Annotated in this window: 24 protein-coding genes, 1 other RNA gene and 4 pseudogenes; 9 read left to right on the top strand and 20 right to left on the bottom strand. The window is 55.9% G+C overall.

What is annotated here, in order from left to right:
- Positions 1 to 62 precede the first annotated feature (62 nt).
- The 16 genes and pseudogenes from J3U06_RS05290 to J3U06_RS05230 all read right to left on the bottom strand — a co-directional run bounded on the left by J3U06_RS05290 (position 63) and on the right by J3U06_RS05230 (position 8913).
- Positions 63 to 416 (bottom strand): hypothetical protein, encoded by a 354-nt coding sequence (locus J3U06_RS05290; RefSeq protein ID WP_267444532.1) that lies wholly within the window; start codon positions 414 to 416, stop codon positions 63 to 65.
- Positions 385 to 1194, bottom strand: a complete 810-nt coding sequence (locus J3U06_RS05285; protein WP_267444531.1) for an extracellular solute-binding protein — start codon at positions 1192 to 1194, stop codon at positions 385 to 387. Before J3U06_RS05285 ends, J3U06_RS05290 begins: the two co-directional genes overlap by 32 nt.
- A gap of 507 nt (positions 1195 to 1701) precedes the next feature.
- Positions 1702 to 2415: a carbohydrate ABC transporter permease gene (locus J3U06_RS05280; RefSeq protein ID WP_267444530.1), complete on the bottom strand. Its 714-nt coding sequence runs from the start codon at positions 2413 to 2415 to the stop codon at positions 1702 to 1704.
- A pseudogene (locus J3U06_RS09395) lies at positions 2412 to 3408 on the bottom strand (carbohydrate ABC transporter permease). Before J3U06_RS09395 ends, J3U06_RS05280 begins: the two are co-directional and overlap by 4 nt.
- A gap of 86 nt (positions 3409 to 3494) precedes the next feature.
- Positions 3495 to 3764, bottom strand: coding sequence for a glycosyl hydrolase-related protein (locus J3U06_RS05270; protein WP_267444528.1), 270 nt, complete (start codon positions 3762 to 3764; stop codon positions 3495 to 3497).
- A 159-nt stretch (positions 3765 to 3923) separates the two neighbouring features.
- Entirely contained in the window at positions 3924 to 4274 is a 351-nt protein-coding gene (locus J3U06_RS09390) for a glycoside hydrolase family 38 C-terminal domain-containing protein (protein WP_416378938.1), read from the bottom strand.
- Positions 4252 to 5139 (bottom strand): glycoside hydrolase family 38 C-terminal domain-containing protein, encoded by an 888-nt coding sequence (locus tag J3U06_RS05265; protein WP_267444527.1) that lies wholly within the window; start codon positions 5137 to 5139, stop codon positions 4252 to 4254. Before J3U06_RS05265 ends, J3U06_RS09390 begins: the two co-directional genes overlap by 23 nt.
- Before the next feature lie 162 nt (positions 5140 to 5301).
- Positions 5302 to 5436, bottom strand: a complete 135-nt coding sequence (locus tag J3U06_RS09385; RefSeq protein WP_416378937.1) for a hypothetical protein — start codon at positions 5434 to 5436, stop codon at positions 5302 to 5304.
- Between the two features lie 38 nt (positions 5437 to 5474).
- Positions 5475 to 5864, bottom strand: a pseudogene (locus tag J3U06_RS05260) (alpha-mannosidase); the annotation flags it as partial.
- Complete coding sequence (locus tag J3U06_RS05255) at positions 5858 to 6067, bottom strand: hypothetical protein (RefSeq protein ID WP_267444525.1); 210 nt, start codon at positions 6065 to 6067, stop codon at positions 5858 to 5860. The gene J3U06_RS05255 and the pseudogene J3U06_RS05260, both read right to left, overlap by 7 nt.
- A 34-nt stretch (positions 6068 to 6101) precedes the next feature.
- Positions 6102 to 6464, bottom strand: coding sequence for a hypothetical protein (locus J3U06_RS05250; protein ID WP_267444524.1), 363 nt, complete (start codon positions 6462 to 6464; stop codon positions 6102 to 6104).
- Between the two features lie 301 nt (positions 6465 to 6765).
- Entirely contained in the window at positions 6766 to 7362 is a 597-nt protein-coding gene (locus J3U06_RS05245; protein WP_267444523.1) for a hypothetical protein, read from the bottom strand.
- A 78-nt stretch (positions 7363 to 7440) separates the two neighbouring features.
- Positions 7441 to 7587 carry a hypothetical protein gene (locus J3U06_RS05240; RefSeq protein WP_267444522.1) on the bottom strand — a complete coding sequence of 49 codons (147 nt, stop codon included), beginning with the start codon at positions 7585 to 7587 and terminating at the stop codon, positions 7441 to 7443.
- A gap of 84 nt (positions 7588 to 7671) precedes the next feature.
- A pseudogene (locus J3U06_RS09380) lies at positions 7672 to 7862 on the bottom strand (6-phospho-beta-glucosidase); the annotation flags it as partial.
- Positions 7863 to 8139: 277 nt separating this feature from the next.
- Positions 8140 to 8670 (bottom strand): DeoR/GlpR family DNA-binding transcription regulator, encoded by a 531-nt coding sequence (locus J3U06_RS05235; protein ID WP_267444622.1) that lies wholly within the window; start codon positions 8668 to 8670, stop codon positions 8140 to 8142.
- Between the two features lie 30 nt (positions 8671 to 8700).
- Positions 8701 to 8913 carry a DeoR family transcriptional regulator gene (locus J3U06_RS05230; RefSeq protein WP_267444521.1) on the bottom strand — a complete coding sequence of 71 codons (213 nt, stop codon included), beginning with the start codon at positions 8911 to 8913 and terminating at the stop codon, positions 8701 to 8703.
- A gap of 90 nt (positions 8914 to 9003) precedes the next feature.
- Between J3U06_RS05230 and J3U06_RS05225 the strand changes: the two genes are divergently transcribed.
- On the top strand, positions 9004 to 9396 hold the full coding sequence (locus J3U06_RS05225; protein WP_267444520.1) for a PfkB family carbohydrate kinase: 393 nt from the start codon (positions 9004 to 9006) through the stop codon (positions 9394 to 9396).
- On the top strand, positions 9372 to 9764 hold the full coding sequence (locus J3U06_RS05220) for a carbohydrate kinase family protein (protein WP_267444519.1): 393 nt from the start codon (positions 9372 to 9374) through the stop codon (positions 9762 to 9764). The genes J3U06_RS05225 and J3U06_RS05220 overlap by 25 nt, the downstream gene beginning before the upstream one ends.
- 259 nt (positions 9765 to 10023) lie before the next feature.
- On the opposite strand, the gene xylA is transcribed toward J3U06_RS05220, so the two are convergent.
- A complete protein-coding gene (gene xylA, locus J3U06_RS05215) occupies positions 10024 to 11367 on the bottom strand; it encodes a xylose isomerase (protein ID WP_220237077.1) in 1344 nt (447 codons plus the stop codon).
- Between the two features lie 453 nt (positions 11368 to 11820).
- Positions 11821 to 13833 (bottom strand): glycoside hydrolase family 20 zincin-like fold domain-containing protein, encoded by a 2013-nt coding sequence (locus J3U06_RS05210; RefSeq protein WP_267444518.1) that lies wholly within the window; start codon positions 13831 to 13833, stop codon positions 11821 to 11823.
- A 386-nt stretch (positions 13834 to 14219) separates the two neighbouring features.
- On the opposite strand from J3U06_RS05210, the gene J3U06_RS05205 reads away from it, so the two are divergent.
- Positions 14220 to 15497, top strand: a complete 1278-nt coding sequence (locus J3U06_RS05205) for an ROK family transcriptional regulator (protein ID WP_267444517.1) — start codon at positions 14220 to 14222, stop codon at positions 15495 to 15497.
- The gene (locus tag J3U06_RS05200; RefSeq protein ID WP_267444516.1) at positions 15487 to 16386 is read left to right on the top strand and encodes a carbohydrate kinase family protein; all 900 of its coding nucleotides are present in this window, start codon (positions 15487 to 15489) and stop codon (positions 16384 to 16386) included. The genes J3U06_RS05205 and J3U06_RS05200 overlap by 11 nt, the downstream gene beginning before the upstream one ends.
- 90 nt (positions 16387 to 16476) lie before the next feature.
- On the opposite strand, the gene J3U06_RS05195 is transcribed toward J3U06_RS05200, so the two are convergent.
- Complete coding sequence (locus J3U06_RS05195) at positions 16477 to 17955, bottom strand: DASS family sodium-coupled anion symporter (RefSeq protein ID WP_267444515.1); 1479 nt, start codon at positions 17953 to 17955, stop codon at positions 16477 to 16479.
- 299 nt (positions 17956 to 18254) lie between these two features.
- Between J3U06_RS05195 and J3U06_RS05190 the strand changes: the two genes are divergently transcribed.
- From J3U06_RS05190 to J3U06_RS05175, 4 genes are all read left to right on the top strand, one after another.
- Entirely contained in the window at positions 18255 to 19877 is a 1623-nt protein-coding gene (locus J3U06_RS05190) for an NAD-dependent malic enzyme (RefSeq protein WP_267444514.1), read from the top strand.
- 228 nt (positions 19878 to 20105) lie between these two features.
- Entirely contained in the window at positions 20106 to 21050 is a 945-nt protein-coding gene (locus J3U06_RS05185) for a LysR family transcriptional regulator (protein WP_220237073.1), read from the top strand.
- Positions 21051 to 21162: 112 nt separating this feature from the next.
- Positions 21163 to 21561, top strand: a transfer-messenger RNA (tmRNA) gene (gene ssrA / locus J3U06_RS05180).
- Between the two features lie 493 nt (positions 21562 to 22054).
- Complete coding sequence (locus J3U06_RS05175) at positions 22055 to 22279, top strand: type II toxin-antitoxin system mRNA interferase toxin, RelE/StbE family (protein WP_220237072.1); 225 nt, start codon at positions 22055 to 22057, stop codon at positions 22277 to 22279.
- A 355-nt stretch (positions 22280 to 22634) separates the two neighbouring features.
- On the opposite strand, the gene J3U06_RS05170 is transcribed toward J3U06_RS05175, so the two are convergent.
- Positions 22635 to 24074, bottom strand: a complete 1440-nt coding sequence (locus J3U06_RS05170) for an FtsX-like permease family protein (RefSeq protein ID WP_267444513.1) — start codon at positions 24072 to 24074, stop codon at positions 22635 to 22637.
- Positions 24075 to 24183: 109 nt separating this feature from the next.
- Between J3U06_RS05170 and J3U06_RS05165 the strand changes: the two are divergent.
- Positions 24184 to 24480 (top strand): annotated as a pseudogene (locus tag J3U06_RS05165) (DMT family transporter); the annotation flags it as partial.
- Positions 24481 to 24517 lie beyond the last annotated feature (37 nt).

Here is a 24517-nt window from a genome sequence, read left to right as displayed (position 1 = left end):
GTCATTACATGCCGTATTCAAGATAGGGGGGGGGGGGCAATAGATCTATCGCATGAATCTACTTATAGACCCTTCACTGTGTAACCCTGCTCATTACCATACTTAACCAAATCCTTTTGGAAGGTCTGCAAAGCGTTTCCAAAAGTGACCGAGCCTTCATAGGCCTTGCCGATCGAATCATTCACAATCGAATTGGCATATCCTTGATAGGGCAAGAATTCCCAACCTGAGCGAATATCTCTAGAACTTTGGTTAAAAACCTTGTTAACCTGTTGCCCGCCAAAGTAGTCGGCTTTTTCTTCTAAAAAGTCCTGAGCGTTTAAATCCTCAACAGTGCTAGGGAAGACTCCTGAAACCTTGGCCAGACCAATGGATTCACGGGAATTATTCAGCCACTTGACGAAACCGGCAGCCAACGCAGGATTCTTCGTTTTGACATATACAAGCCTGCGATGAACCACCATAATTGGCCGAGGCCGGTTTCCCTTCATATGCAGGCATTGAAGCCACTCTCCAGTCCCCTGCACTTTCCTTTACCGAGGTCTGCAGGGTGTTGCGAAGCCACGAGGCTGAAATGATGGATGCCATCTTCCCCTTGTCGGCAGCCTGATACCATTCCGTGCCCTGATTGGCCACTGTGGTATTCAGGTGCTCTCCGATCAGCTTGTCCCAGACGGCAGCCCACCGCTGGGCGCCTTTTTCACTCAAATTGATGGTTACACTTGATCCAGAGACCTTGAAGGCATGGCTGCCAGCCTGCCAGTGCAGAGAGACCACCAAATTGCCCTGACCCGAGTCGCTCGTGATATGGACGCTTGGATCGTGCTGCTGCATGATCTCGCCATCCGTTACGAATTCATCCCAGGTCTTTGGCGCTTCGCTTATGCCGAACGAGTCAAAGACTTTCTTGTTGTAATAGAGGACCATCGGTTCGGTATCCTGAGGAAGCCCATAGACCTTGCCTCCAACGCTCACTGAATTCCATGCCGATGCTGCGTATTGACTCTTGAGCGAGGCAAAGCCATAAGGCACTAGATCCAACAGGTTGCCAGGCGTGTAGAACTGCGACAAGGCCTGATATTCGATCTGCATGATGTCGGGTACATTGGACCCTGACTTTATGGCATTCATCATCTTGGTATATGCTGCTGCCCCGCTACCAAGGTTGACGACCTTGACATCAACCCCGGGCAATGCTTCTCGAAAGCCTTGACCTGCGTATCGGCGGACGTGGTCCAAGTCCAGTAGACCAGATCGCCTCCTTTCGCAAGCGCCTTTCTATGTTATTGGCTTGGCCGCTTTGATTTGTTGAAGAGCCACCTCCACAAACGCTCAACAAAGATGTCGCAAAGCTGCCGCCGTGGCAACTGTGACGAATTTCTTCATTATGCTATGTTCCATCACCAATCTCCTTTGATGTGGCATGCCGACGAATCGACGATGCCTATTGAACCCTGTCTCTTCTGCAACCGCCAAGACGAGGGACTTTCTCTATGACCTCCTAGTCACATCGACGTATTACTGCTTGACACTTCCCGCCGTCAGGCCGGATTCCCAGTAACATTGCAGCATTAGGAAAATGACAATAATCGGTATGACCGTAAGCAAGGAACCAGTGATCACCAGATTGTAGATGGGCTCTGGCATCGACGAACCCGTAGCTTGGTCATTCCATTCATTAAGACCTACGGTCAGCGGATATCACCGGGGATCGTTGAGCATGATCAACGGCAGGAAATAGTTATTCCAGGTCTGTACGATAGCGAACAAAAGCAGCGTAATGATGCTGGGCGACAGAAAAGGCACCACAATATGCGCGAAGATTCGGAATTCCCCAGCACCATCCATGCATGCCAACTCAATGACGCTGACCGGTAGGCCGGTCCTCGAATAACTCATGACGAGATAAAGGCCGAAGGGGCTCACCAGTGACGGAAGAATGACAGCCCACGGCGTATTGGTCAAGCCTAGCTTGGCAAAAAGCAGGAATGTAGGAATGACCAGCGCTGTTCCCGGGATTGCTATGCCTCCGATTACCGTGGCGAGGATGCCTTTCTTGCCCGGAAAGTCAAAGATAGCCAGCGCATATCCCGCCATGGTCGCCAAAAAAGCTGCGCCGCCGGCTCCGATCAGTACGTATAAGAAAGTATTGAGAAGCCATGTGGCGAAAATCCCATCCTTATAAGCAAAGGTCTCCTTGACGTTGTTTATCAGGTTGAAGCCGTGTCCGAACCACAGACCGAACGTGGACATAACGTCAGCCTGGGTCTTAGCGGCATTGATAAGCAGCCACAACAATGGAACCAAGGAATACGACGCCAAGAGCATCATAAAAATGAGCATGGCCGGCGAGCGTCGAACCAGACTGTGGGTGCCAGTAGATCTGTTTGACCCGAATCGTTTGACGATACTCATCGATCAGCCCTCCTTTGTGCGACTCGGGATGCCTTGGATTGCTTCTCATCGCCGCTTCGCGATCCCCGCTCCTGGGTGATATAGGTGATCACCTCTGTGATTAGCCCCATAAGAATGGCCAGAGCAGCTGCATTGTTGTGCCGGCTTCCGTTAAGCGACAGGTTGTATGCCCAAAGGTTGGGCGTGTAGTTGCTTGATATGGCGTTGGGTGCGGGAGTCTTCAGCAACTGCGGCTCACTGAAAAGCTGGAAGGTACCGATAATAGAAAACATCCATGTGATCAGCAGCTGCTTCTTTATTGCCGGCACCTTGATGCAATGAGCGATTTCCCATTCACCAGCACCATCCAAACGGGCAGCTTCGTACAGCTCGGTAGGAATTGTTCTCAGCCCGGAGTACAGGATCAACATGTTGTATCCCAAGAACGACCAGATCATGATGTTGCCAATGGACCAAAGGATGACGTTCTTGGACAAAGGATGCATGGCGAGGTTGAACCAGCCGTTAATACTGGCTGTCAACCAGAATTGATCCCATAGAGGAACTCCCATATCAGCACTGTGACAACGCCTGGAACTGCATACGGCAGGAAAAGAATGATTCGGAAAAACCCATGCCCTCTGAGTCGCCCGGAGTCTATGTATAGGGCCGCCAGGAGGGCCAGGCCCAACATGATTGAAACCTGGATCAGGAACACCCGAATCACGCGCCATACCCCGTCCCAAAAAGTACCGCTTCCGAGCAGCGACATGTACTTGCCAATCCAACGAAACAGCTGCCGCCTATAAGCTGATCACGGAAGAGACTCAAGTACAGAGCATAAATAATGGGCAGTATGGTAGCAACAAAAAAGACCAGCAAGAAGGGCAGGACAAATCCCAAGCCGGCCCATCTGCCCTTGCTTCGTATTCCTTTTTTCCATCGATCGGATAGATTTACACCCCCGGATTTTGGCGATGACAGGGATGTGTAAGATTCTGACATCATAGTCATATCTCCCTACTTTCTTTTTGATATTGTTTGTATGCATAAGCGCCCCGGCACAGTCCTCATTGTCCATGGCCTGGGCGCCGAGCCCATCATGGTCGAATCCGTAACGTCGTTAATTGGTATGGGCGTAGGTTAAGGTGCGCACTTTGCAGAGGAATCCAAGCGCCTTCCAGGGCGGAAGGCGTGTCGTGGGTCGCCCCAGCTACTTCCAGCAAATCCGTTTCGCATACGGTTGCCTCGGCGATCAGATAATCCGCCAGGATGTCCGCAGTTGCAGATTCCCCTACAGGTTCATACAAACGAACAATGATGTTTTTCGAGCCGTCATCTGCTGGCTTGACCCAGACCAGAATCACCATGGCTTTCCTCTGACCCAATCGGATCAGCGCCTGACCTGCGGCAAATGAGCAATTGTCGGTGCGTTGACAACACCCGCCTCCTTGACGGTATCCGCCATATCGGCACCCGGAAGGACCTCCCAGGTGAACTCGTGACTCCGACCGACATCTGTATTGGGATCAGGAAATGTAGGTGCAGAAAGCAGCGACAACTCCAAAAGAGTCCTGTTCTGCCACCGTTCTGCCAATCGGACTCCAGGGGGAAGACACTGGAGCCATATGTTGATTCGTTGACCAGCCCAACTCCATATCCACCCTCACGAAGGTGTACGAGAATCTATGGGTGCAACACTCAAAAGCAGCCTCCGTGTCTGCATCATCCCTAAGGACGGGACGATCGACAGTACCGTATTGACACTCGTAAGTAGCCATGGATGTCTGGACATTCAAAGGGAAATCCACCTTGAGAAAGCGATCCCGCTCCCGCCAGTCAACGTAGGCATGGAACCTAAGACTCCTGGTTTTGGCTATCCAGAAGAACCTGAGTCCTGATAGTTGTTCCGGCGCCTATAGCCGTGGTGATCTCCACGCCAGACGAAACGAATGAGCAAATAGGCTCAACCTTGACGACCCTGCCTTCATCAATAAGACCCATGAAGGCAACTCGGTCCAATTCCCATGCATCACGTTCGCATGGCTTGTCGATCAACAGGCGATAGGAGCCTAGAGCGTGATTTGACGCCACCAGTTCGCATCCTGTTTTAAGGTCGCGTAAAGATACAATCAGACCTTCGTTATTGATGACAACTCTTATCGAAGCATTCTCCATGACGAACCCATCTTTTCCAGCATGCACTCGAGGAGCGGAATCATTGCAGGAAAGACAACTGTCATCCACAGCACAGTTGTCTGAGAGACTTGGATGCATCAGCCAATCCTTTTGCGCAACATACCCCTTTTGAAGCACGGGAAGATCAGGATCAGCCTCTGCCACAGTATCAGCAGCCGACTGAATCAACCCGCTGAGCTCAGACATATTCTGCTCATACTCCTGGCGAGCTTCACGGTGCACCCAAGAGATCGAAGAACCTGGGAGAATATCTTGAAACTGGTTGAATAGAAGACGGTGCCAGATGGATTGAAGCCAATTGCCGGGATAACGATATTCCGCATGGCACAAGCTGGCTACACAACTCAAATATTCCATGGTTCTAAGCATCCCTTCCTCACAACGGCAGTCAGCCTTCATGTCTTGCTGCGCCGTGAGCGTGGCTCGATGCAGCTGCAGATATAGCTCACCATGCCAACGCGGCCTCTCAAAGCCATCACAACGATTCATCTGATCTGCCAGCGTCTGGAAGAAATCGTCAGGCGAAGCGGGGGTAAAGGTGGGCACGCCCTCAAGATCGCGTAGCCTAGAGAGCCTACCTAGCATCTCCCTGGTGGGACCGCCACCGTCACCGTATCCATAAACAAACCCTGGTCGATCCATTCCTTGTCGGCTGCATTTATCTCCGAGTAACGCAATTCACCGGGAGTGATTTAAGCGGCATAAGTATCAGTAGACGAAAAGAGTCAGTATCGGGCTGCCGTCGATTCCCTCCCAAATGAAAGAATGATGGGGAAATTTGGTTGTGTCATTCCAGGACAATTTCTGCGAGAGGAACCAGGTGTATCCAGCCCTTCTAGCAATCTGCGGGAAAGCTCCTGTATACCCACAAAGCTATCGGGCAGCCAGACGCCTTTTGGACTAACGCCGAGATGGTCTTTACAATTCCGACGGCCGTAGGTGATTTGCCTGACAAGAGACTCGCCTGAGGGCATCATGGCGTCTGCTTTTACCCACATTCCGCCCACAAAAATGAATCGACCCTCGCCTATCCGTTCCTTTACGCGTCGGAAGAGATCAGGATAATCCTCTTCCAGCCATGCAAACTGCTGAGCTGAGCTCATTGCAAAAACAAATTCGTCGTCCTGATCCATCAAGGCAAGGACATTGGCAACAGTTCTGCCGATCTTTCGTCTTGTCTCGCGCTTCGGCCACAGGTAAACAGTGTCTATATGTGCGTGACCGACCGCATGATCATGGAAAACCGTTGGACCGTTGGTTTTGCTCAACACCCCAGCCAATGCAGACGAGCCTGACCGAGTGTTTCAGCACGGTGATCATCATCATAATGACTAAGCGAGGCCTGCAGGGCCTTCATCACCTGCCAATATCGCACCGAGTTCTTGTCAATGACGTCAAGCAGACCTGTAGCCACCTCCAGATCGCTGGCATACTTCCAGAGTTCACGATCAAATCGGCACAGACTAAATGCCATGGAAGGCATACTTCGTACACACACGCCCATCGGCCTACTCACCTAAATCCGTGGAGCGCTGTGGAATATTGAACAGCATGGGATTGCACCCGGCCTCAACATAGAGGCGGAAAGTCCCCTTGCCGTCACACAGACCCGCCATAGCACCCTTGCCTTGCAAACAGACCCAAGCATTCATTGGCTGAACGCCCTTGATCGCTCTTCCATCCTTGGCAAAAACCAATCCCTCGCACTGTCCCCCGGAAACGCTGGTATTCCAGCCCAGGTCAACAATCAAATCAATCTCCGTCTCATGACCAGACTCCGACATAGGAAGCCTGCCATCAACGCGAAACCAAGTCGTTCCCCAGTTCGTTTCCCATGCATCTCCACGATCATCAGGGTGAAATCGAATCAAACCGGCCCCAGCACGGCGAATAAAGTCCTTGTGAGGTTCAGACTCTCCTGCGTTGACATATGCGGTGACAGTGCATGATTCAAGTTCCTCTTTGATAAAAAGACGTATGCGATCTCTGAGGAAGCGCTAACACTTGTTCAGCTCTCGATCAACCTTGATTTGCATAAACCGAGCACCTCTCCTTTACAAAACAATCCGCTTTGAGCGCTTTACCTGGCACTGTAAACTCTTGCAATACGTCACATGAGAAACGCAAAGAATCCCCTTCTGCGTACCGACCTGCTCAACCTCGGGCCGAAAACTAGTGGTCATTTTTATCCTCATTTTTCAAAAAGGGCATTAATCTCAGGAATTTCATAACGATATCCAGCCAGCAGCTCTTTCTAGCCAACGGAATGGACTGCACGAGAGGGCGCAAGGCGAAAGCCAGCAAAGCCTCCTGGGAAGATCCCTCAATCCCAGCCCGAACCGCATGCCTTTCCGACTGACGCACCTGTTGCATAAGGCCGATCTGGTCCATCGTAGGCTGCTCTCCCACATTCAGAGGATGGATTCCGTGAGAGTCCACAAGCGAGGGAACCTCGACAACGGCATCATCGGATAGACCTGTTATTGTTCCGTTATTGCACACATTGAGAATCATGACGCGACGCTTATGGCGACCGATTGCATTCATAACACCCAGAGCCACTCCTGCATAACCCAAATGAGCAGGATCAAACTCCTCCTTGCGGTTGCCAGTAGGAGCACCTTGGACACCTCCCAGCGCCTCAGCCATATAACTAGCTCCACGTTCCTGCAAGGCATCTGTCCAGACACAATCAGCTTCATTTCCAGCTTTGGCTGCTTGTTCATAGAAGCGGGTCTGAGTCTTGAGCAGAAAGTCCACGCGAGTCATGGGAGACTCCAAGACACGACGGACAGCATCTCTATCGCATTAGTAGTAGAAGAGATACTCATTGGGAATCATCCGTAGCTACCGCAACCAATCCGGATCGAAGACCTTGGCCTCCTCCAGTCCCGACAGCTTTTCCGCATCAGCCAAGAAGTCCGACAACAGATCATGATCGCCGATCAGCACTCTTCGCATCCAACCCAGATGGTTGAGGCCAACATAATCCATGCTGACATCCTCGGGATTATGACCCACAGCCGCAGCTATTCTTCTGCCCAATCCAGATGACGTGTCACATATGCCAACCACGTGTTTACCCAATACGCTTTGCAATGCCTCGGTAATGATGCCAGCTGGGTTGGTGAAGTTCAAAAAGTATGCTTCAGGACAGACCCTGGCAGCCACACGGGCCATCCGCAGCATACCGGTACATTGCGCATGGCGTATACAAGCCCGCCGGGTCCAGTGGTTTCCTGCCCCACCAGGCCCAGATCCAAAACCACATGTTCATCGCAGCATCTAGCCTGGAGACCTCCCTCACGAATTGCAGCAAAAAATCGGCACCGCTCAGGGCCGGCTCAAGCTCCGTGTATTTGCAGATTCGCGGCTTGTGGTCAAAGCCTTTGCCCTGGACGCGCATGATGTTCATCACCGTATCCATACGCGACTGGCTTGTGTCATACAGAGCCAGCTCATTTACGCGCGGGTCGCCTCGATCTCTGATCAACGCCTACCAGATGAACGGCGTACGCAAGCCTCCGCCACCAAGAATCGTTAATTTCATACGACCACCACCTTCTTGCCATCCTTGGCAAAACTGTCTTGGATTCCTTTCCTGGACCCCGAAGTCGTGACGAGAGCATTCAAATCAGTCAATGAGCACAGTCTGAAACTTCCAGTTCCGGGGAATTTGGATTCATCCGCCAGCAGGACTATTTGCTGGGACGCCTTTATAAAACCCTGGCGTACCGGGGCCTCGACGGCCATATCGTCCACCACGGCATTCCCCCGCACGCCAGTGCAACAAAGAAACATCAAGTCAGCTGCAACATCGGTAATCATCCGTTCAGCCAACGGGCCAACCAGACTGTCGTGATGATGCCGCACCGCTCCGCCTATGAGCACCAGGTCAACTGCGTCATCATCACGAACTTGATCAAGCACGGCCAGATTCGATGTTAGGATAGTAACTTTGTGTCCGCGCAGATTGCGCGCGATCAAAGCTGCTTCAGGGGCCACATCCAAAATGACGACCGAGCCGTCCTGAACCATGTCAGCAGCAGCCTTAGCCATGCGTTCCCGAAGTTGCATCTGCACATCAGTTACCTCAGCAACGCGATCCTACTTGCCTGAGTCAGTGATATCGGCCCTGTTGCCCTGGGTCAGCATTGCACCACCATATTTTCGCTTAAGGCGACCATCCTGTTCCAGAAATGTGAGGTCCCTTCTGATAGTGGATTCACTGACCCCAAGACCATGTGACAAGTCCTTGACTGACTGTCCATGTTTGGCCAGCTGATCGAGAATCCGCTGACGACGTTCATCCAAAAGCATGACTCCACGATATATGAAATGACAGGATTTGAAAAAGCTTGCTCATTATGAGTGTTTTTATCTAAAATGAGCAGAATCAACAATAAGACGATGAACGATGAAGCCGGTCAGAAAATCTTTGACGTAGTGATTGCCGAGAATACTTACCTAGACCTGTTTTTTTCGGATGTCGATTTCCCACGGCCAGGAACCGAAGTGCTGGCCGGCAACCTCTCCTTTTCTCTGGGAGGCGCAGCCAACAGGGCAGTGGCCGCCGCAAGACTTGGAGCCGAATCCTGTCTGCTCACCAACCAAGGACACGATCAATTATCGACTTTACTGTTCAAAACTCTGCAAAAGGTTGACCATCTCAATCTTGATCTGTGCACGACCGACACGACATACCGCAATCCGGTCTCAGTGTCTATCAGCACTAGCAATGATCGCGCATTGTCACCTATGACCATTCAGCGCTTGCTTTGGATTGGCCTGCCGGTAAACTGACCAAAACGCTCTTCATCAACCTCACTGAAGAGTTGCCCGCCTGGTCACAGCCCCTGCAAGACCAAGGCACAATCATATTTGGCGGCGTCGGCTGGGATCGCTCCGGCCGCTGGCCTAGACAGATTCTCGAATCCGCCAGAATAGTCCATGTCCTGCTGATGAACGAGACCGAAGCAAGACACTTCACTGGTCTGAAGATAACAGCAAGTGCTCTGAAAATGCTTCGTGAGCGTGTATCAACGGTTATCATCACACGCGGCGGTCTGGGATCTTTTGCCCCTGACCGGACCGGCTTCATCGAAGTTCCGGCCCCTCCCGTGGAAGCAAAGGACCCCACTGGCGCCGGCGACATTTTGCAGCCGCTTTAATGACAGCCTTTACATGGTCATAGCCATTGCGCCATTGCATTAAGTTGGCAACCGCGGCATCCTCCTGCTCAGTGCAGACCCCCGGAAGTGCCCTTAGCGCATCTGACATTCCGACTATTCTCGAATTTATCCAACGATATGAAGGCCCATACGACTGGTCCTGGCTCATCAACAACCTGCAGGCGCATGATCTAAATAAATGATGGCCCCATGCGGTGCCAACAGCATCGCATGGGGCCGGAAACAGAATTTCTTATCCTCAGGCCTGAGCCAGAGCCTCCACAATGTAGTTGTTGATGGTGGCCTTGACCACTTCAAGATGGTCGGACTTGTCGGCGGCGATCAGTTCGGCCTGCGGCTTGTCAAGGCTGTACTCCTCCAGGGAGGCCAGCGTGGCCGTGCCGTCCTCAACCGTGGCGCCGATGCCGGAATCGAAGGAGGAGTAGCGCTCCTGCTGCAGCTGCTCAATGTAACCGTCCTCATGCATCTTTGCCGCGACCAGCAGACCGGCGGCATAGGTGTCCATGCCCACGATGTGGGTCCTGAAGAGGTCCTCGGGCAGGAAGGAGGAACGGCGCGGCTTGGCGTCGAAGTTCAGGCCTCCGTGGGGCCCGATGCTCCCGTTGGCCAGCACCTCCCACATGACGGCGGTGGCATCGTAGAGGTCCGAGGGGAACTCGTCCATGTCCCAGCCGATCAGCTTGTCGCCCTGGTTGGCATCCAAGGATCCCAGGAATCCGGCCTCGCGGGCCACGCGAACTTCATGCTGATAGGTATGCATGGCCAGGTTGGCGTGGTTGCCTTCAATGTTGAGCTTGAAGTTGTCCTGAAGGTCGTAGGTGCGCAGGAAGTTGATGGTGGTGGCTGCATCGTAGTCATACTGGTGGAGTGTGGGCTCCTTGGGCTTGGGTTCGATCAGGAACTGTGCATCGAAACCGATCTCCTTGGCGTAGTCCACGCACATGTGGAAGAGTTTGGCCATGTGGTCCTGCTCACGCTTCATTTCGGTGTTCCAGAGGGATTCATACCCTTCACGGCCACCCCAGAAAACGTAGTTCTCGGCGCCCAGACGCTTGCCGATCTCCAGGCTGTGCTTGAGCTGACCCGCCGAGTATGCGTAGATGTCAGCGAAGGGCGATGTGCCGGCACCGGCCTCGAAACGGGGATTGGTGAAGAGCGACGAGGTGTTCCAGAGCAGCTTGACGCCCGTGTCCTTCATGGCGGCCTCGATGCGGTCGATCACCTTGTCCAGGTTGGCGTCGGTTTCTCGCAGAGTGTCGCCTTCGGGAGCCAGGTCACGGTCGTGGAAGCAGAAGAATTCGACCCCCAGCTTGGTGAAAAGCTCAAAGGCGTAGTCCACCTTGGCCAGCGCCTGATCCATGGGATCGGTGTAGCGGTAGTAGGGCCTCTGCGCGGTGGGATCACCGAAGGGATCCACCAGGCCCTGGTTGAAGGTGTGCCACCAGGCCACGGCGAAGCGCAGCCAGTCCTTCATGGGCTTGCCGGCCACCACCTTGTTCTTGTCGTAGTAGCGGAAGCCTAGGCCTTCCTTGATGCCCTGGCGACCCACGTATTCGATCTTGTCAACGTCCCACAGACCCATCCGAAATGCTCCTTTGCGTATTGCATTTGCCTTTGACAGCGTTCACAGGGGAGGAAGCCAGTCCCTGCCGCCTGAGCATCAAGCATAGAGTGATGGATCGATTTTGTCAATTCGTTGAATTATATAGAGGCGTTATCGCCACCCTCAGTCTCACTCAGTTGATTTCAAGAAGCTCTTTCACTGTATAGGGCCCAGTGCCCGACTAACACCCAACAACGAAAGCCGAACTCCTTTTGGCATGATGGCTTGTCCTGTCGGCTTCAAGCGTTGGCATAAGCAATCATCCGAGGCAATGACAGTCAAGCGGGGCTGGGTAATTTGCCTGGCTCGGCATTTATGCAATCCTGAGACTCCATGCCAGGAAAGCTTAAAATGCCGTAGAGCGGTGCGATACTCGTTGATGGTAATCTCGCCTTCTTGCCGCCTTTCGATATGATTCCGCAACCGATCCGATCATTGGTTCGTCCCCCGTCGCAGAATATCGGCAAAGCCCCAGACTACATGGGCGATCCGCCCCAGCTCCGATTCACGGCTTACCTGACGCCAGAGGGTGGCGTAAGACTCGAACCAGATCTCCAAAGCATCCGCCAGGTCCCGGTCGGCTCTGGCATCCGGAGCTCCAGGCAGAACATCATGGCGGACAGCCAGACTGCGACCCAGCGCGTTGAAGAGGCGTTGGCCATGGACAGCCATCAGCTGGGCCTGCAAGGCCCTGCCCGCGTCGGCCCCGCATCCGGCGGCGGCCCTGCCCATGCGCGCAGCCGCGTCGACCAGCCGATCGTCAAGCTGATCCACCTGCCCGAGACGACTGCGCAAAGCCATGAGCAGACCCCGGCGAGCTTCGTCGGCATCGGCGGACGAATCAAATCCGGGCAAGACGGGCAATGCACCGGCAAGGAAGTGGGCCACATCCTGGTTCAATCCGCCATGGCCGTCATCCAGCTCCCAGTAACGAACCATGTCCTCCCAACCGAAGACCTCACTGGAGCCTGCCTGGATCAGTGCCGGCAGATAGTCCCCTGTCGCATCCCCATAGATCAGCAAGCCCAGATCCCTGTCCACCCGGACTCTATCATCGTCGTTCGGGTTCCAGAAGCACTGGGCGGCGTAGGCCATGCCAGGCAGGCTCATGCGCGGATCGTTGATGTGCCCGTAATCGCCCCAGTCGGTAACCATGGCCCCAACGGCACCGTACTGGATTCCGTATCGGCTCAGACGGCTGATGTTGTTCCATGCATCGTCGATTCCCGGCAGGAGAAGATTCCAGGCGTGAACGGCCGAGCAGACTACCTGCCGGGCCCCTGTAGAGGCCACAAGGGCAACCTTTTCCGGCCCTACCTGCGGGTCGTAGAGCCAATTGAGCAATGTGCAGTCCTTGGGCAGCCTGTCCAAGACTCTGGGCATGGACACAGCGACATCGCCCCAGAACATGGGATGGCGGCCCCGTGCATGCAGGTGATTGCACAGGCTGATCAGATAATCGGCATACATATCAGCAGGATCCTTGCTGGAACCATTCTGCCGCGAACGCCCCTTGCCCAGATCGAAGGTCTCGTCACCGCCGATATTGAAATTACGTGTGCGCATAAGCGGCGCGTAGGCGTCAATCAGTCCGGTCGAGAATGCCAGGGCCTGCGGGTGGTTGACATTGATGGTGTGGTGCTCCTGGCGCTCTATGAAAGAGTAAGGCCGGTCCGCCTGCTCAGGAAACTCGCCTAGATCCCTGAATCCGCGAGTGCGAAGGTTAGCGTAATGGTGGCCGAAGGTGGAGATCGAAGGCACCAACTCGATGCCCAGACGGGCGCAGTAGCCGTCGAAATCGGTGATCTGCCCGGGCTCCAGGGGGCTTGTGCCCCTCCAGGCCTCGCTCATGCCCGGGAAAGCCATGGTGTGCTCGATGTAGAGCTGCAGCTGATTGAACTTATACAAGGCCAATATATCCGCCCAGTGCCGCAGCCAGTCCATGGTGGGCACCCGACCGCGGGTCACATCCAGGCTGTAGATGCGCGTTGGATAGGCGGGCCGGTCCTGGATGTGCAGGGCCGGAAGCACAGGACCGCATTGCATGATGATCTGCCGGAGGGTCTGCACCCCCCAGCGCAGCCCCTGACAGTCACCGCCGCGGATATTCACAATTGGACGGCGCTCCCCGGGATCGGCGATGCGCAGAAGATACTCCTGGGGGCCAAGCCTCTGGTCCAGATCCAGACTGATCGCCCCAGTCCAAGCCTGTCCCCGCGAATGGTCCCAGACCATTCCTGCAGCCCGCCTGATGGTATCTGTCAATTGGTCGCTCAGGACGGAACCCAGCTCCTGGTCAACTGCTGAACCGCATACAATTCTGCCCGCCACCGGCAACAGCAACTGGCCCCGGCCCCTTTGCACATGGAGCGGCTGGGGAATCAGGGCCAACGGACGCTCTCGCGAAGGATCGGCAACGGTGTCGATGCCATTATCAAGACTCATGCTCCATGCCTTTCCCGAAATAGGCTGATGCCGCCGACGACTGCATCACCGGCATGCCCCGGCTATGGCCATCATGGCCACCTCCTCAATCTACCCATACGCCGGGGACAGAGAATGATGCCGGCACCCAGGGCGAGCGGCCATCGGTAGCACACAATGACAGCAGCAAAGGCAAGAATCTGCAATTCATCGCATTGGTGCAGAGACAGAGGCTGGCCAACTTCCTGGTTGATGACGACACAGCCAACCATGCAGTTGCCCCTGTCTGGATAGCGTGAACTGTTCGGAACAGTTTGCGCAGGGATAATAAACAGTGTTAATATATAAACGTCGTTCATAAAGTGCACGAAGATCGCGTGACCGTACTGCTCAAGGAGGAGGTTGACATGCGCGGCAGCCCATACGCCAGCACGCCACAGGCCCTCTCCGAGCTCAACCAGTCACGTATAGTCCAATATCTGCACCAGCACGGTACCAGTTCGCGAGCCCAGATGGCCCGAGACCTCAATCTGACGCCGGCAGCCGTGGGCAAGCTGGCAGGCCGTCTGATTGACCTGGGCCTGATCAGCGAGACCGGCAGCATGGACTCAGAGGGCGGCCGTCGATCCATCGGCCTGGCCCTGAACGCCGACCGCTATCAGGTTATCGGAGTCAAGTTCGCCCGCAGCCTGGTCAGCATCGGACTGTTCGACATCAGCGGCCGTCTGCTGGACTCGGAGGATCTGCCTCCCGTCGACCCCGATGACATCCCCGGCGCCGTAGCCGAGGTCAGAACCCGGGTGGGAAGACGACTGGAGACCAACCCCGCCATCGTCGCCGTAGGCATGGCCATACCGGGCCCCTATCTGCGCGAGACCGGCCACATCGCCTTGGTCACCAGCATGCCTGGCTGGCGTGGCGTGGACTTTATCCACGAATTCGGCCAAGCCTTCCGTGTACCCACCTTCATCGAGCAGGACGCCCGCGCCGGCGCACTGGCTCAGAGTCTGTTCGACCCACGGGTGAGCGCATCCAGCATGGCCTACTTTCTGGTGGGCGAAGGCGTTGGGCTTGGAGTCATCGACAGGGGCGCCCTGGTGGACGGAAGCCAGGGAGCGGCCACCGAGATCGGCCACGTCAGCATCGATCTGAACGGACTGCCCTGCGAGTGCGGCAATCGCGGCTGCCTGGAATGCTACTGCTCGGCGGTAGCCATCCACCGCCGCATGTGCCAGCCGGATATGCGGGATCACTTCCCTGGAGTCGAGGCCATGACCCACGCCAAGGCCTGCGCTGGCCTGTTCGACAAAGCCCGCACGGGCCAGCAGGCCGCCCAGACCCTGGTGGATCAGATAGCCGGCTATGTGGGCTATGGCTGCGTAACCATCGTCAACGCCTACAACCCCGCCCAGATCGTCATTGGAGACATGGTGGCCGGAGCCGGTACACGCCTGTTGGAACGTGTCCGATCCATAGTGTCCCAGCGCTCCCTGCCTGGCCTGCGAGAGCACACGCAGATCCTGCTCTCCCGCCTTCCAGCCGATGCTACGCTGACCGGCGCTGCGGCTGTAGCTGCCAGCCAGTTTTTGGAGCACCCGGCCAGTATGGGCCGTACAGCTGTGAAATCAACAAGCACAAGGCGGGCGTATCACCCGTCATCAGGAAAGGAACACCATGACCAGTAAACCCGTGGTCCTCAGCATCGGCGAAATCCTTTGGGACGTCCTGCCAACAGGCAAGCGGGCCGGTGGCGCACCGGTCAACTTCAGCTATCACGCCGCAAAGAACGGGGCGGAAGGCTACGCCATCAGCGCCGTGGGACGCGACGACCTGGGCCGGGAGCTCGAGGATGCGGTCCAGAAGGCCGGCGTCGATGCCGTCTTGCAGCACAACGACCATCCCACCAGCACTGTTGAGGTCCAGCTGACTGAGGGCATCCCCCAGTACGTCTTCAAGCCCGATGTGGCCTGGGACCATCTGGAATACACGGATGACCTGGCCGGTCTGGCCAGCAAGGCCGACGCCGTCTGCTACGGCACGCTGAGCATGCGCAGCAGACAGTCTCGCGAAACCTGTTTGCAGGTGCTGCGCCACACCAAGAGCCATGCCATGCGCTTCTTCGACATCAACCTGCGCGGCACCTTCTACAGCAAGGATCTGATTCAGGAGCTGCTGGACATGGCCACGGTCTTCAAGCTCAACAACGAAGAACTGGTCACCCTGCGTGACATGTTCCACGTGCCCGGAGCCACCGATGATGAGCTCTGCCACTGGTTCATGGATCAGTGGCACCTAGACACCATCGTGCTGACCGCCGGCAGCGATTACAGCACGATCTATCTGGCGGACGGCCAGTCCTCCCACCTGCCCACGCCTGAAATCACTGTGGCTGACACGGTCGGGGCCGGCGACGCCTTCTCCGGCACCTTCGCCATCAACCGCCTGTTGGGGGCCTCCCTGACTCAGGCTCACCGGGCTGCCGTCAACACTGCAGCCTTTGTCTGCACCCAGCAGGGCGCCTGGCCCGAATATCCCGAACATATCCCCGACTATCTGGGTCAGCAGGGCCAATGATCCCCTACCCCTCTCTCGGAGCATGATTTGGTCCCGCCCTGTCGAACTGTCGACTGGACGGGACCAGATTTATATCTGCGGAATCACGATTTACCAGATGCCGATGAGCCGCCACCAGCCCAGGCCCACGGTCAGGAAGATAGCCACAGTCACCAATCCGCAGATCAGGCCAATACGCAGGAACTCAGAGGTCTTGACGTATCCGGCACCGTAAATCAAGGCCGCCGGTCCGGAGGCGTAATGGGTCATGGCACCGATTAGACCGCTGGCGCATCCCAGCATCAGCGCTGCAGGCATGGCGGGTACCCCGGCAGCCACGGCCACGCTGACGAAGAGCGTGTAGATGGCCGCCACCTGGGCCAGCTCAGAAGCGAACATGTAGTGGATGAAGAAGTAGAAGACCGTCAAAATAACCAAGACCAATACCCAAGGCATGCCCTTGACCAGCCCGGCGATGATCTCCCCTGCCCAGGTGGTGACGCCCAGGGTATTCAGGGGTTCAGCCATGCCTACCAGAACACCGAAGAAAATCAGCGTGGACCAGGCGGACTTGTTGGCGACCATGTCCTGCCAGGTGATGATCTTGGTGCACAGCAGCACAGCCACGCCCAGGAAGGCCACGGTGGTGGAATTGATATGGATCACCGAGCCGGTCGCCCAGAGGACCAGCATGACCAGGAAGGTCACAGCCATGATCCACTCGTGCATGCTCAGCGGGCCAAGTCCCTTGAGTTCATCCTTGGCATCCTCCTGAGCCTGAGGAACGTTCCGCAGGGTGGGCGGAAAGATGCGATAGATCAAGGCGGGGATGATGATCAGGCAGATCAGGCCGGGCACGATACCGGCCAGGGCCCAGGTGCCCCACCCGATGTCCACATGGAATTTCTGGGCCAGCTGTCCTACGACAGGGCCTGCCGCCATAGCCGTCAGGAACATGGCCGATGTAATGGCGTTGACATTGTTGGCCGTGATCGCCAAGTAAGCGCCGATGCGTCGCCGGGACTCGTCCGTGTCCGGTTTTGAATCCTGCACGTCGCTGATGGAGGTGATGATCGGGAAAAGAATGCCGCCCAGACGAGCCGTGTTTGAAGGAGTGGCCGGAGCCAGGACCAGGTCGGCGGCCGAGAGCCCGTAGGCTATGCCCAGACTGGACTTGCCCAATCGGGAAAGAAAGACCAAAGCGATCCTCCGGCCCAGTCCGGTGGAGACAAATCCCTGGGCAATGAAGAAGGCCGCCACTATCAGCCAGATGGAGGCACTGCCTAGTCCGTTGAAAGCTGCCTTCTTGGGGTCCAGGGCCCCAGTCAGCATCCCCACGGTCATGCCAATGATAGCCACCGCTGATGTGGGCAGAGGCTGCAGAATCAGCCCTAGGATGGTGCCCACAAAGACTCCTAGCATATGCATGCCCTGGGGAGTCAGTCCCTTGGGAGGCGGTATGAGGAAGATGACCAGCCCTACCGCCACGCAGATGAGAGCCTTGACCAGTTGGCCCGTATTGAAAGGCTGGCTAGCCCCTGCCTGGAGGTCTCCCCTGCCCTCACCCGTTCTTACTGTTTCACCCATCATTGCTCCTTCGCTCATGATCCGGCGTATATCTGTCCGGAAACCGCCGGCCTCCTCGTCGGCATGCTCATGTGGACTTATGCTATGCGGCAGGCGACAGAGGCTACAAATAAGCGCCGCATATATGAGGGTGGGCCATAGCTGGCGGCTGTCTAGGGCCCCCAGACCCGTCAAACAAGGGTAAATAGGCCCTTGACAGCATATAGACGATGCTTATTTGGCGGTCGGCAAGAGGTTTTTCTAGGCTGTTTGCAGAGGTCTGGCAACGCGGCCGGCCCCAATCGTGAAGGACAAGTGAGACCATGACAGGATTCGACACCATCAACGATTCCTATGCCAACCGGGGACTAGGATTCGACTATGAACAACGGCGCGAGCTAAAGCTGGACGGCCTGCTGCCTGCTGCCGTGCAAGATGACGAACAGCGCGAGCGCATCGTTTACGGCCGCTTCCTGGCCCAACCCACCGACTTGGACAAGCGGCTCTATCTGATGAGCGTCTGCCGCACCGACCGCCGGCTCTTCTACAGGAGCATGGATAAGCACCTGACTGAGTACATGCCCATCGTCTACGCCCCCACCGTGGCACAATCCATCCAACGCTATGACGAGTTCTATTCGGGCAGCGACGTGGCTTACATTTCCATTGATCATCCCGAGGGGATCGGCGACGCCCTGGACCAATATGCAGGCGACCGACCTGTCGACCTGGTGGTCTGCACCGACGCGGAAGGCATTCTTGGCATCGGCGACTGGGGCGCCCAGGGCGCTGAGATTCTGACGGGCAAGCTGGCGGTCTACACCGCCGCCGCCAACATTGACCCATCCCGGGTTCTTCCGGTCATGGTGGATGTCGGCACCAACCGTCAGGCCCTCCTGGACAATCCCGATTATGTGGGCAACCACTTCGCCAGGGTCAGAGGACAGCGCTACGACGACTTTATCGATGACTTCGTTCAGCAGGTCCTGCAACGCTACCCGCAGGCCCTGATTCACTGGGAGGACTTCGGCAGGCCCGAGGCGGCGCCCGTCCTCAAACGCTATCAGGACCGGATCCTGACTCTAAACGACGACATCCAGGGCACTGGCGTGACCGTCCTGGCCGCACTGATTGCCGCCAGAAAAATCGCCGGAACCGACCCCAAGGACACCAGGATCATGGTCTTCGGTGCAGGGACCGCCGGCGTGGGCATCGCTGATCAGATCGTGGATGACCTGACCATCCGCCAGGGCATGGATCCCGAGACCGCGCGGAGCAGGGTCCTGCTCTTCGACCGTCAGGGTTTGATTGAGCAGGATCAGGATGATCTGACTGAGGGGCAAACACGATATGCCCGCAAGCCGGATGAGTTCGCATCAGTCACTGACAAGACCTCGCTGGCACAGGTTGTCGACGCCTTCCAACCCACGGTGCTCATCGGCACCTCGACCAGGCCCGGAGCCTTCGACCGGGATGTTGTTGAGGCCATGGCCAGGCACGTGGAGCGGCCGCTGATCTGTCCCATCTCCAACCCCACTGAACTGGCAGAGGCCAAGGCTGCGGATGTGATTGCCTGGACCCGCGGCCGTGGCTTCGTCATCACCGGAACCCCCTCAAAGCCGGTTGACTACCAGGGGGTCACCTATTCCATCGGACAAGGCAACAACGCACTTATGTATCCCGGCATCTGCTTCGGAGCCATCGTCGCCAAGGCTCGGCTGGTCAGCAAGGGAATGCTGTTGGCCGCAGCCTACGCCATCTCCGACATGATTGACGTGGACAAGCCTGGCACCGCCGTGTTGCCGCCGGTGGCCGATCTCAAAGAGATCTCGCATCGGGTCGCCGCTGCTGTGGCTGCACAGGCGGTCCAAGAGGGTCTGAACCGGGAGCCGATTGAAGATGTGGACGCCGCCGTGGCCAAGGCCCAGTGGCACTACGATGCCTGAGCGAAACCAGCTTCTTCGCATATTGCGACATTGAGGTTGGGGTCCGGCCGGCACGATTGATAACCGATATCGTGGCGGCCGGACCCCAGTCATGAGTCGGGCCCTGGCTATATTTTCAAGTGTCGATCTTCTCAAGTCCAAATGACGATGATAGTGTGGTTGTGAATAGTTTTTCGCCAAAGTTGACGGATAAGCAATAGTCCGAGCACCAATCAAGGGAAGCGGCTCATGACCTATATGGATAATGTCCGCGACCTCGAGCTGCTTACCATGCTGGCCCGGTACGGCAGTTTCACCGATGTCGCATTGGAGGCAGGCATCTCACAGCCTGCGGTCTCGCAGGCCATCAGAAGGCTGGAAATGCGTCTGGGAACCAAGCTGGTCCAGAGGAAGCGCTTCGGCGCTGGCGACGGCACACAGCTCACCCAATCCGGAAGAACAGTGGTGGACCACGTCGGCCAGGCCCTGGACCTGATCAACACCCTGCCCGAGGCCCTGGCTGCGAGGAATGGGATCCGACGGCGCATCATCGGCCTGCCGCCCATCATCTCATCGCTGCTGAGCTCCGGGCAAGGGCGGCAAGAGCAGTGCGAACCAGACAAGAACGCGACCGTAGAAACCATAGGGTCTCAAAAGTTGCTGAGTCAGATAGAGGCCCACCGTGTGGACTACGGGGCGGTGGCCAGTGTCGACGAGTCTTTGAGTGTGGATGGCGTTGAAACGACCAAGCTGACATCCTTCCCCTTCGGCATGGTCTGCACCCAGTCCATGGTCGAACGGTTGGGCACGGCAGGAATGACCAGTCTGCACCCCGAGGATCTGTCCATGCTTCCCGGGGACGTTCCTTTCACGACCCTCAACCGCGATTTCGTCCATGCCCAGGCTGCCGAACGGCTGATTCACCTGTCTGAACCAGTCAGTCATCTGGTTGAGGTCTCCGACGTAGAAACCCTGAAGATGGTGACCACATCCGGTCTGGTCTGCAGTCTGATCACCTCGGCCGGCGTGCACCCTGGCGATGGCCTGCGCTTCATCCCCTTTGCCGGGGATGACATGCCCCGTTTCAACATCTTCCTCTTCAACGACACCAAGCGGGAGGCCTTCTACGAAGATGTGGATGAGGTGCATGCCTTCAGCGACTATGCCACCAGTCGACTGGGCTCTGTGGCTTGACCAGGATCGCGGTCAATGCCGAGAGAGAAGCGGAATATCCGCAACGTCCATCTGTTGTATACTGACGAGGCTGGTCCGTAATGGCACCAGCGGGGCTTGATAATTCAAGATTGGGGCTGATCGGTTTCGACGGTGACCTGTTCGTCGCAGGGAAGCGTGCCGAGAACGCGGGGGTCCGCTCGTTAATGTCCTCCCGCAAACAACAAGTGCTAAATCTAACCGCACTGAGTTCGCTCTCGCTGCCTGAGCTTCGCGCCAGGATTAACCAGTGAGCAGCTGCTCCGTTCACTCCCCTTCGCCTTCGGGGGGATGCTGAGCGTCATTAAGAAGACTTGCCTGAACTGCTGCGTCACAGGGCGGTTCGGGGACTTTTTCTGCGGCTATGCCCGCCACCAGTTGTCTGCGACATAGGTGGGGGCAGACAGATAGCCACAAAGGCCAGCAGACTACGCACGTAGAAGACTGAGGGTGCGGTCACCGGACCGGGGTTCAATTCCCCGCAGCTCCACCAAAACAAGGGCCAGCCGAGGCAACTTGGCTGGCCCTTTCTATACCGTTTTACGCTTCAAAAAATCATCTTTCTTGATTGCTTAGTGAATCACATTTTCAACAACCTTATTCATGAACATCAGCTCATTCTCGTTTCTTTGCTCACAGATTCAGAATGACTCCAAAACAACTCCGGTCGGAACACAATTGATATATCTTTAGAGCTAAAGACGACTAATAGAGCAATTAGAGTAGAAGAAAGCAATAAAAGAGACAGCAAGAATTCAAATTTGCACTGGTAAGGATATAAAGCGTCGGGCATCGCAGCTTTTCGAAGATCCGGGCCTAGATCTCGACACGGCGATTAATGTGTTCCACTTTCAGTCGCTGTGCGAAGAAGGACTTCCGTTTCGCTCTCGAATTTCAAAATTTGACAGAGAAATGGAGAAAGCTGGGGCTTCACCGATCACTCACGCGGGTGATGCAAAGAACATGAAAGGCATCATCCATCATGTATGAGTCTGGATATACGCAAAAACCTGCGCGATGTCAAGAAAATCAAGAGGAAGCATTTCGACTTAAGCAGGCTCGATCAAGAGCTCAACGATTTGGCTGGCTGCAATTCAGCACTGCTTAAGCGCAAATATCGAAACCAACGGTTGAAAGGTCGCTGGTCTAAATACGAGGAGCTTCATGTCGTCGCAGACTGGCCCCTGGTGTACAAACGTGTCAAGAACTGAATGATTCTTACCTTGATGACCACTGGCAGCCATGACCGAACACTATGATGCAATCGAGTATCTCGGCGATTGAGACTGGTTCCGATATACTCGATCACTGCGATCAAGGCGCTAGTTTGCTTGCACTTTTATCCACTTCATAGATGATCGTGCACTAAACTACCTAGAGATTGACCTGTCATAATGGGATACCCGTCTCTGAGCATCCAGCATGTATTTGTCGTATTGACCAGTTGTCAATACGACAAGGAACTGTCCCCTTGATCAATTGGTCACACACAGCCATGGCCGGAATCGATGCTTGGCGAAACCGCTCAATTACAGATCGGGCTCAGCAATTAAAGCTCACTGTCGATCATTCGCCTATGGCGCCTTGCAGAATTGCTATGGGCGAGCGCCTCAATGCAGGCCGAGCCGTCAGCATGGTCGCCAGCGAGCCGACGACGATAATCGGCAACCCGCATATAAGGAAGAACCGCCAAGGAAAAACTATGGACAGACTGTGGACAAGCGGGCAATAGACCAGGGCCGTACTCAGTCCGACCAGTCCGGTACCGACAGCTGCGATGATAATGCCTGTGGTCGTCACGATAGTGCCGTCCAATATGGATATAGCAGTCAGCTGCTGCGGGTTTGCACCAGCAATTGACAGGAGCGCCAGATCCAGGTCACGATCCCGGGCAGCAATGGTGAACCCCGCGATCACGCCGACTAGGGCGATCAGCAGCGCTGCCCAGAAGCCATAGAGCAACTCCAGGGTTCCGCCTGATGTGACGTTCTCTATTCCCGGTACTTTGTTCATAGCGACGGTACTGGTGCCTCCGGCAGTCAACAGACCGCCGACCAGAAACATGCAGGCGGTCAACGCTATGACCGTAGAGCCAAATGTCGTGTCTCGACTTCTGGCCTCCGCCTGCGAACGCGCTATTCGCCAGACGGCAGACGATGACGGCACCAGAGCGGTCCAGAGTTGAGTGACCCTGCCAATAACTGGCTCGCCCGCGCGAGCCAGGGCAATCAGCAGCAAGAGAATGGCGAACAGCGGTCCACTTCCAACAGCATTAAGGACCGCCGAGACCTGCTTAGGATCCAATGACCCAGGGCCGCTGCTCGAAAGATAGGCAAAAACAGGCAACGGCAATAGCAGCAAGGCCAGCCCAAGGAAAAGCGGCACAAGACCGCGTCCATGTCGGAGCCGTTCGACAGATTCGCTCTCCTCGGCACGGCGCACCACCCGGACGGGTGTCATCTTCGCCAAATCTTGCAAAGTCAGGCTGGTCGCCAAGATGGCCGTGGCAAAGCCCACAGCAAGGCCGGTCAAAGCAGACCTGGGAAAACCGTGCCAGGTAAAAGCGAAATGCACTGGCCTCCGCATCCCGGCGGAATACCAATCGAGGATCCTTCCAGCCAGTACAGGCGAAAGAGCCGCAGCAACAAGAGAGGCCAGCAGGGCCAAAATCATTACCTGCAGTAGCGTAAGCACCAGGATCTGCTTAGGCGTAGCTCCCAGCAGCGAGAGAAGGGCCAGCCCCTGGCGACGTTGGCGAATTGATGCTTGCAGGGTGTGCTTGATCACCAGGCAGCCGAGCACAATGACCGTGAAGAAGACCAAACTCAGGGCCGAAGCCAGACTCTTGGCAGGATCCCTGGTCTTGACCGATAGACCTTGGTAATAGCTGTTGACGCCCATGCTCACGCTCATGGCACAGAGCAGGATTTGGGCGACCACAAGAACGATAAAGACACCAGCCCAGATGCCATTATTGGCTTTCAGATCACGCAAGGCCCAAGTCATGATTCATTCACCTGCCAAATCCCTCTATTACATGTATAGTCGATCGACGCGGAAGACAGTATCCGGCAAACCCCTTATTCGACCCTGAATCAACCCTGATTCCTCTTACATGAGGCCATCGGCCACTCCCCTGCTTGGGCCACCATCACTCAGGATTAGATTCAGGTTCCCGGACGATGGTCAAGCACCCGGACAGCGACAAGACATGCCGAGGGGAACCATCTCCTCGTGGATCGTACTCATACTCGCCGGCATCCGTGAATCGGTCTGGGCCACCGCCCTGGGAAAATCTCAGGGCTTTACCGAAATCGTTCCTTACATTGTTTTTATTGTGGGATTGATTCTCAGCATCCCTTCCAGCATGGCCTACGCTGTCTGGGTCGGCATTGGGGCTGCCTTGACAGTCCTGTACGCCATAGCTAGGGGGTCGAAGCCTGTTGGGA

This window comes from Bifidobacterium sp. B4142 (assembly GCF_026537325.1).
GTDB lineage: Bacteria > Actinomycetota > Actinomycetes > Actinomycetales > Bifidobacteriaceae > Bombiscardovia.
The sequence above is the reverse complement of the archived record's forward strand: the minus strand, read 5'-3'. Positions and strand labels throughout refer to the sequence as shown.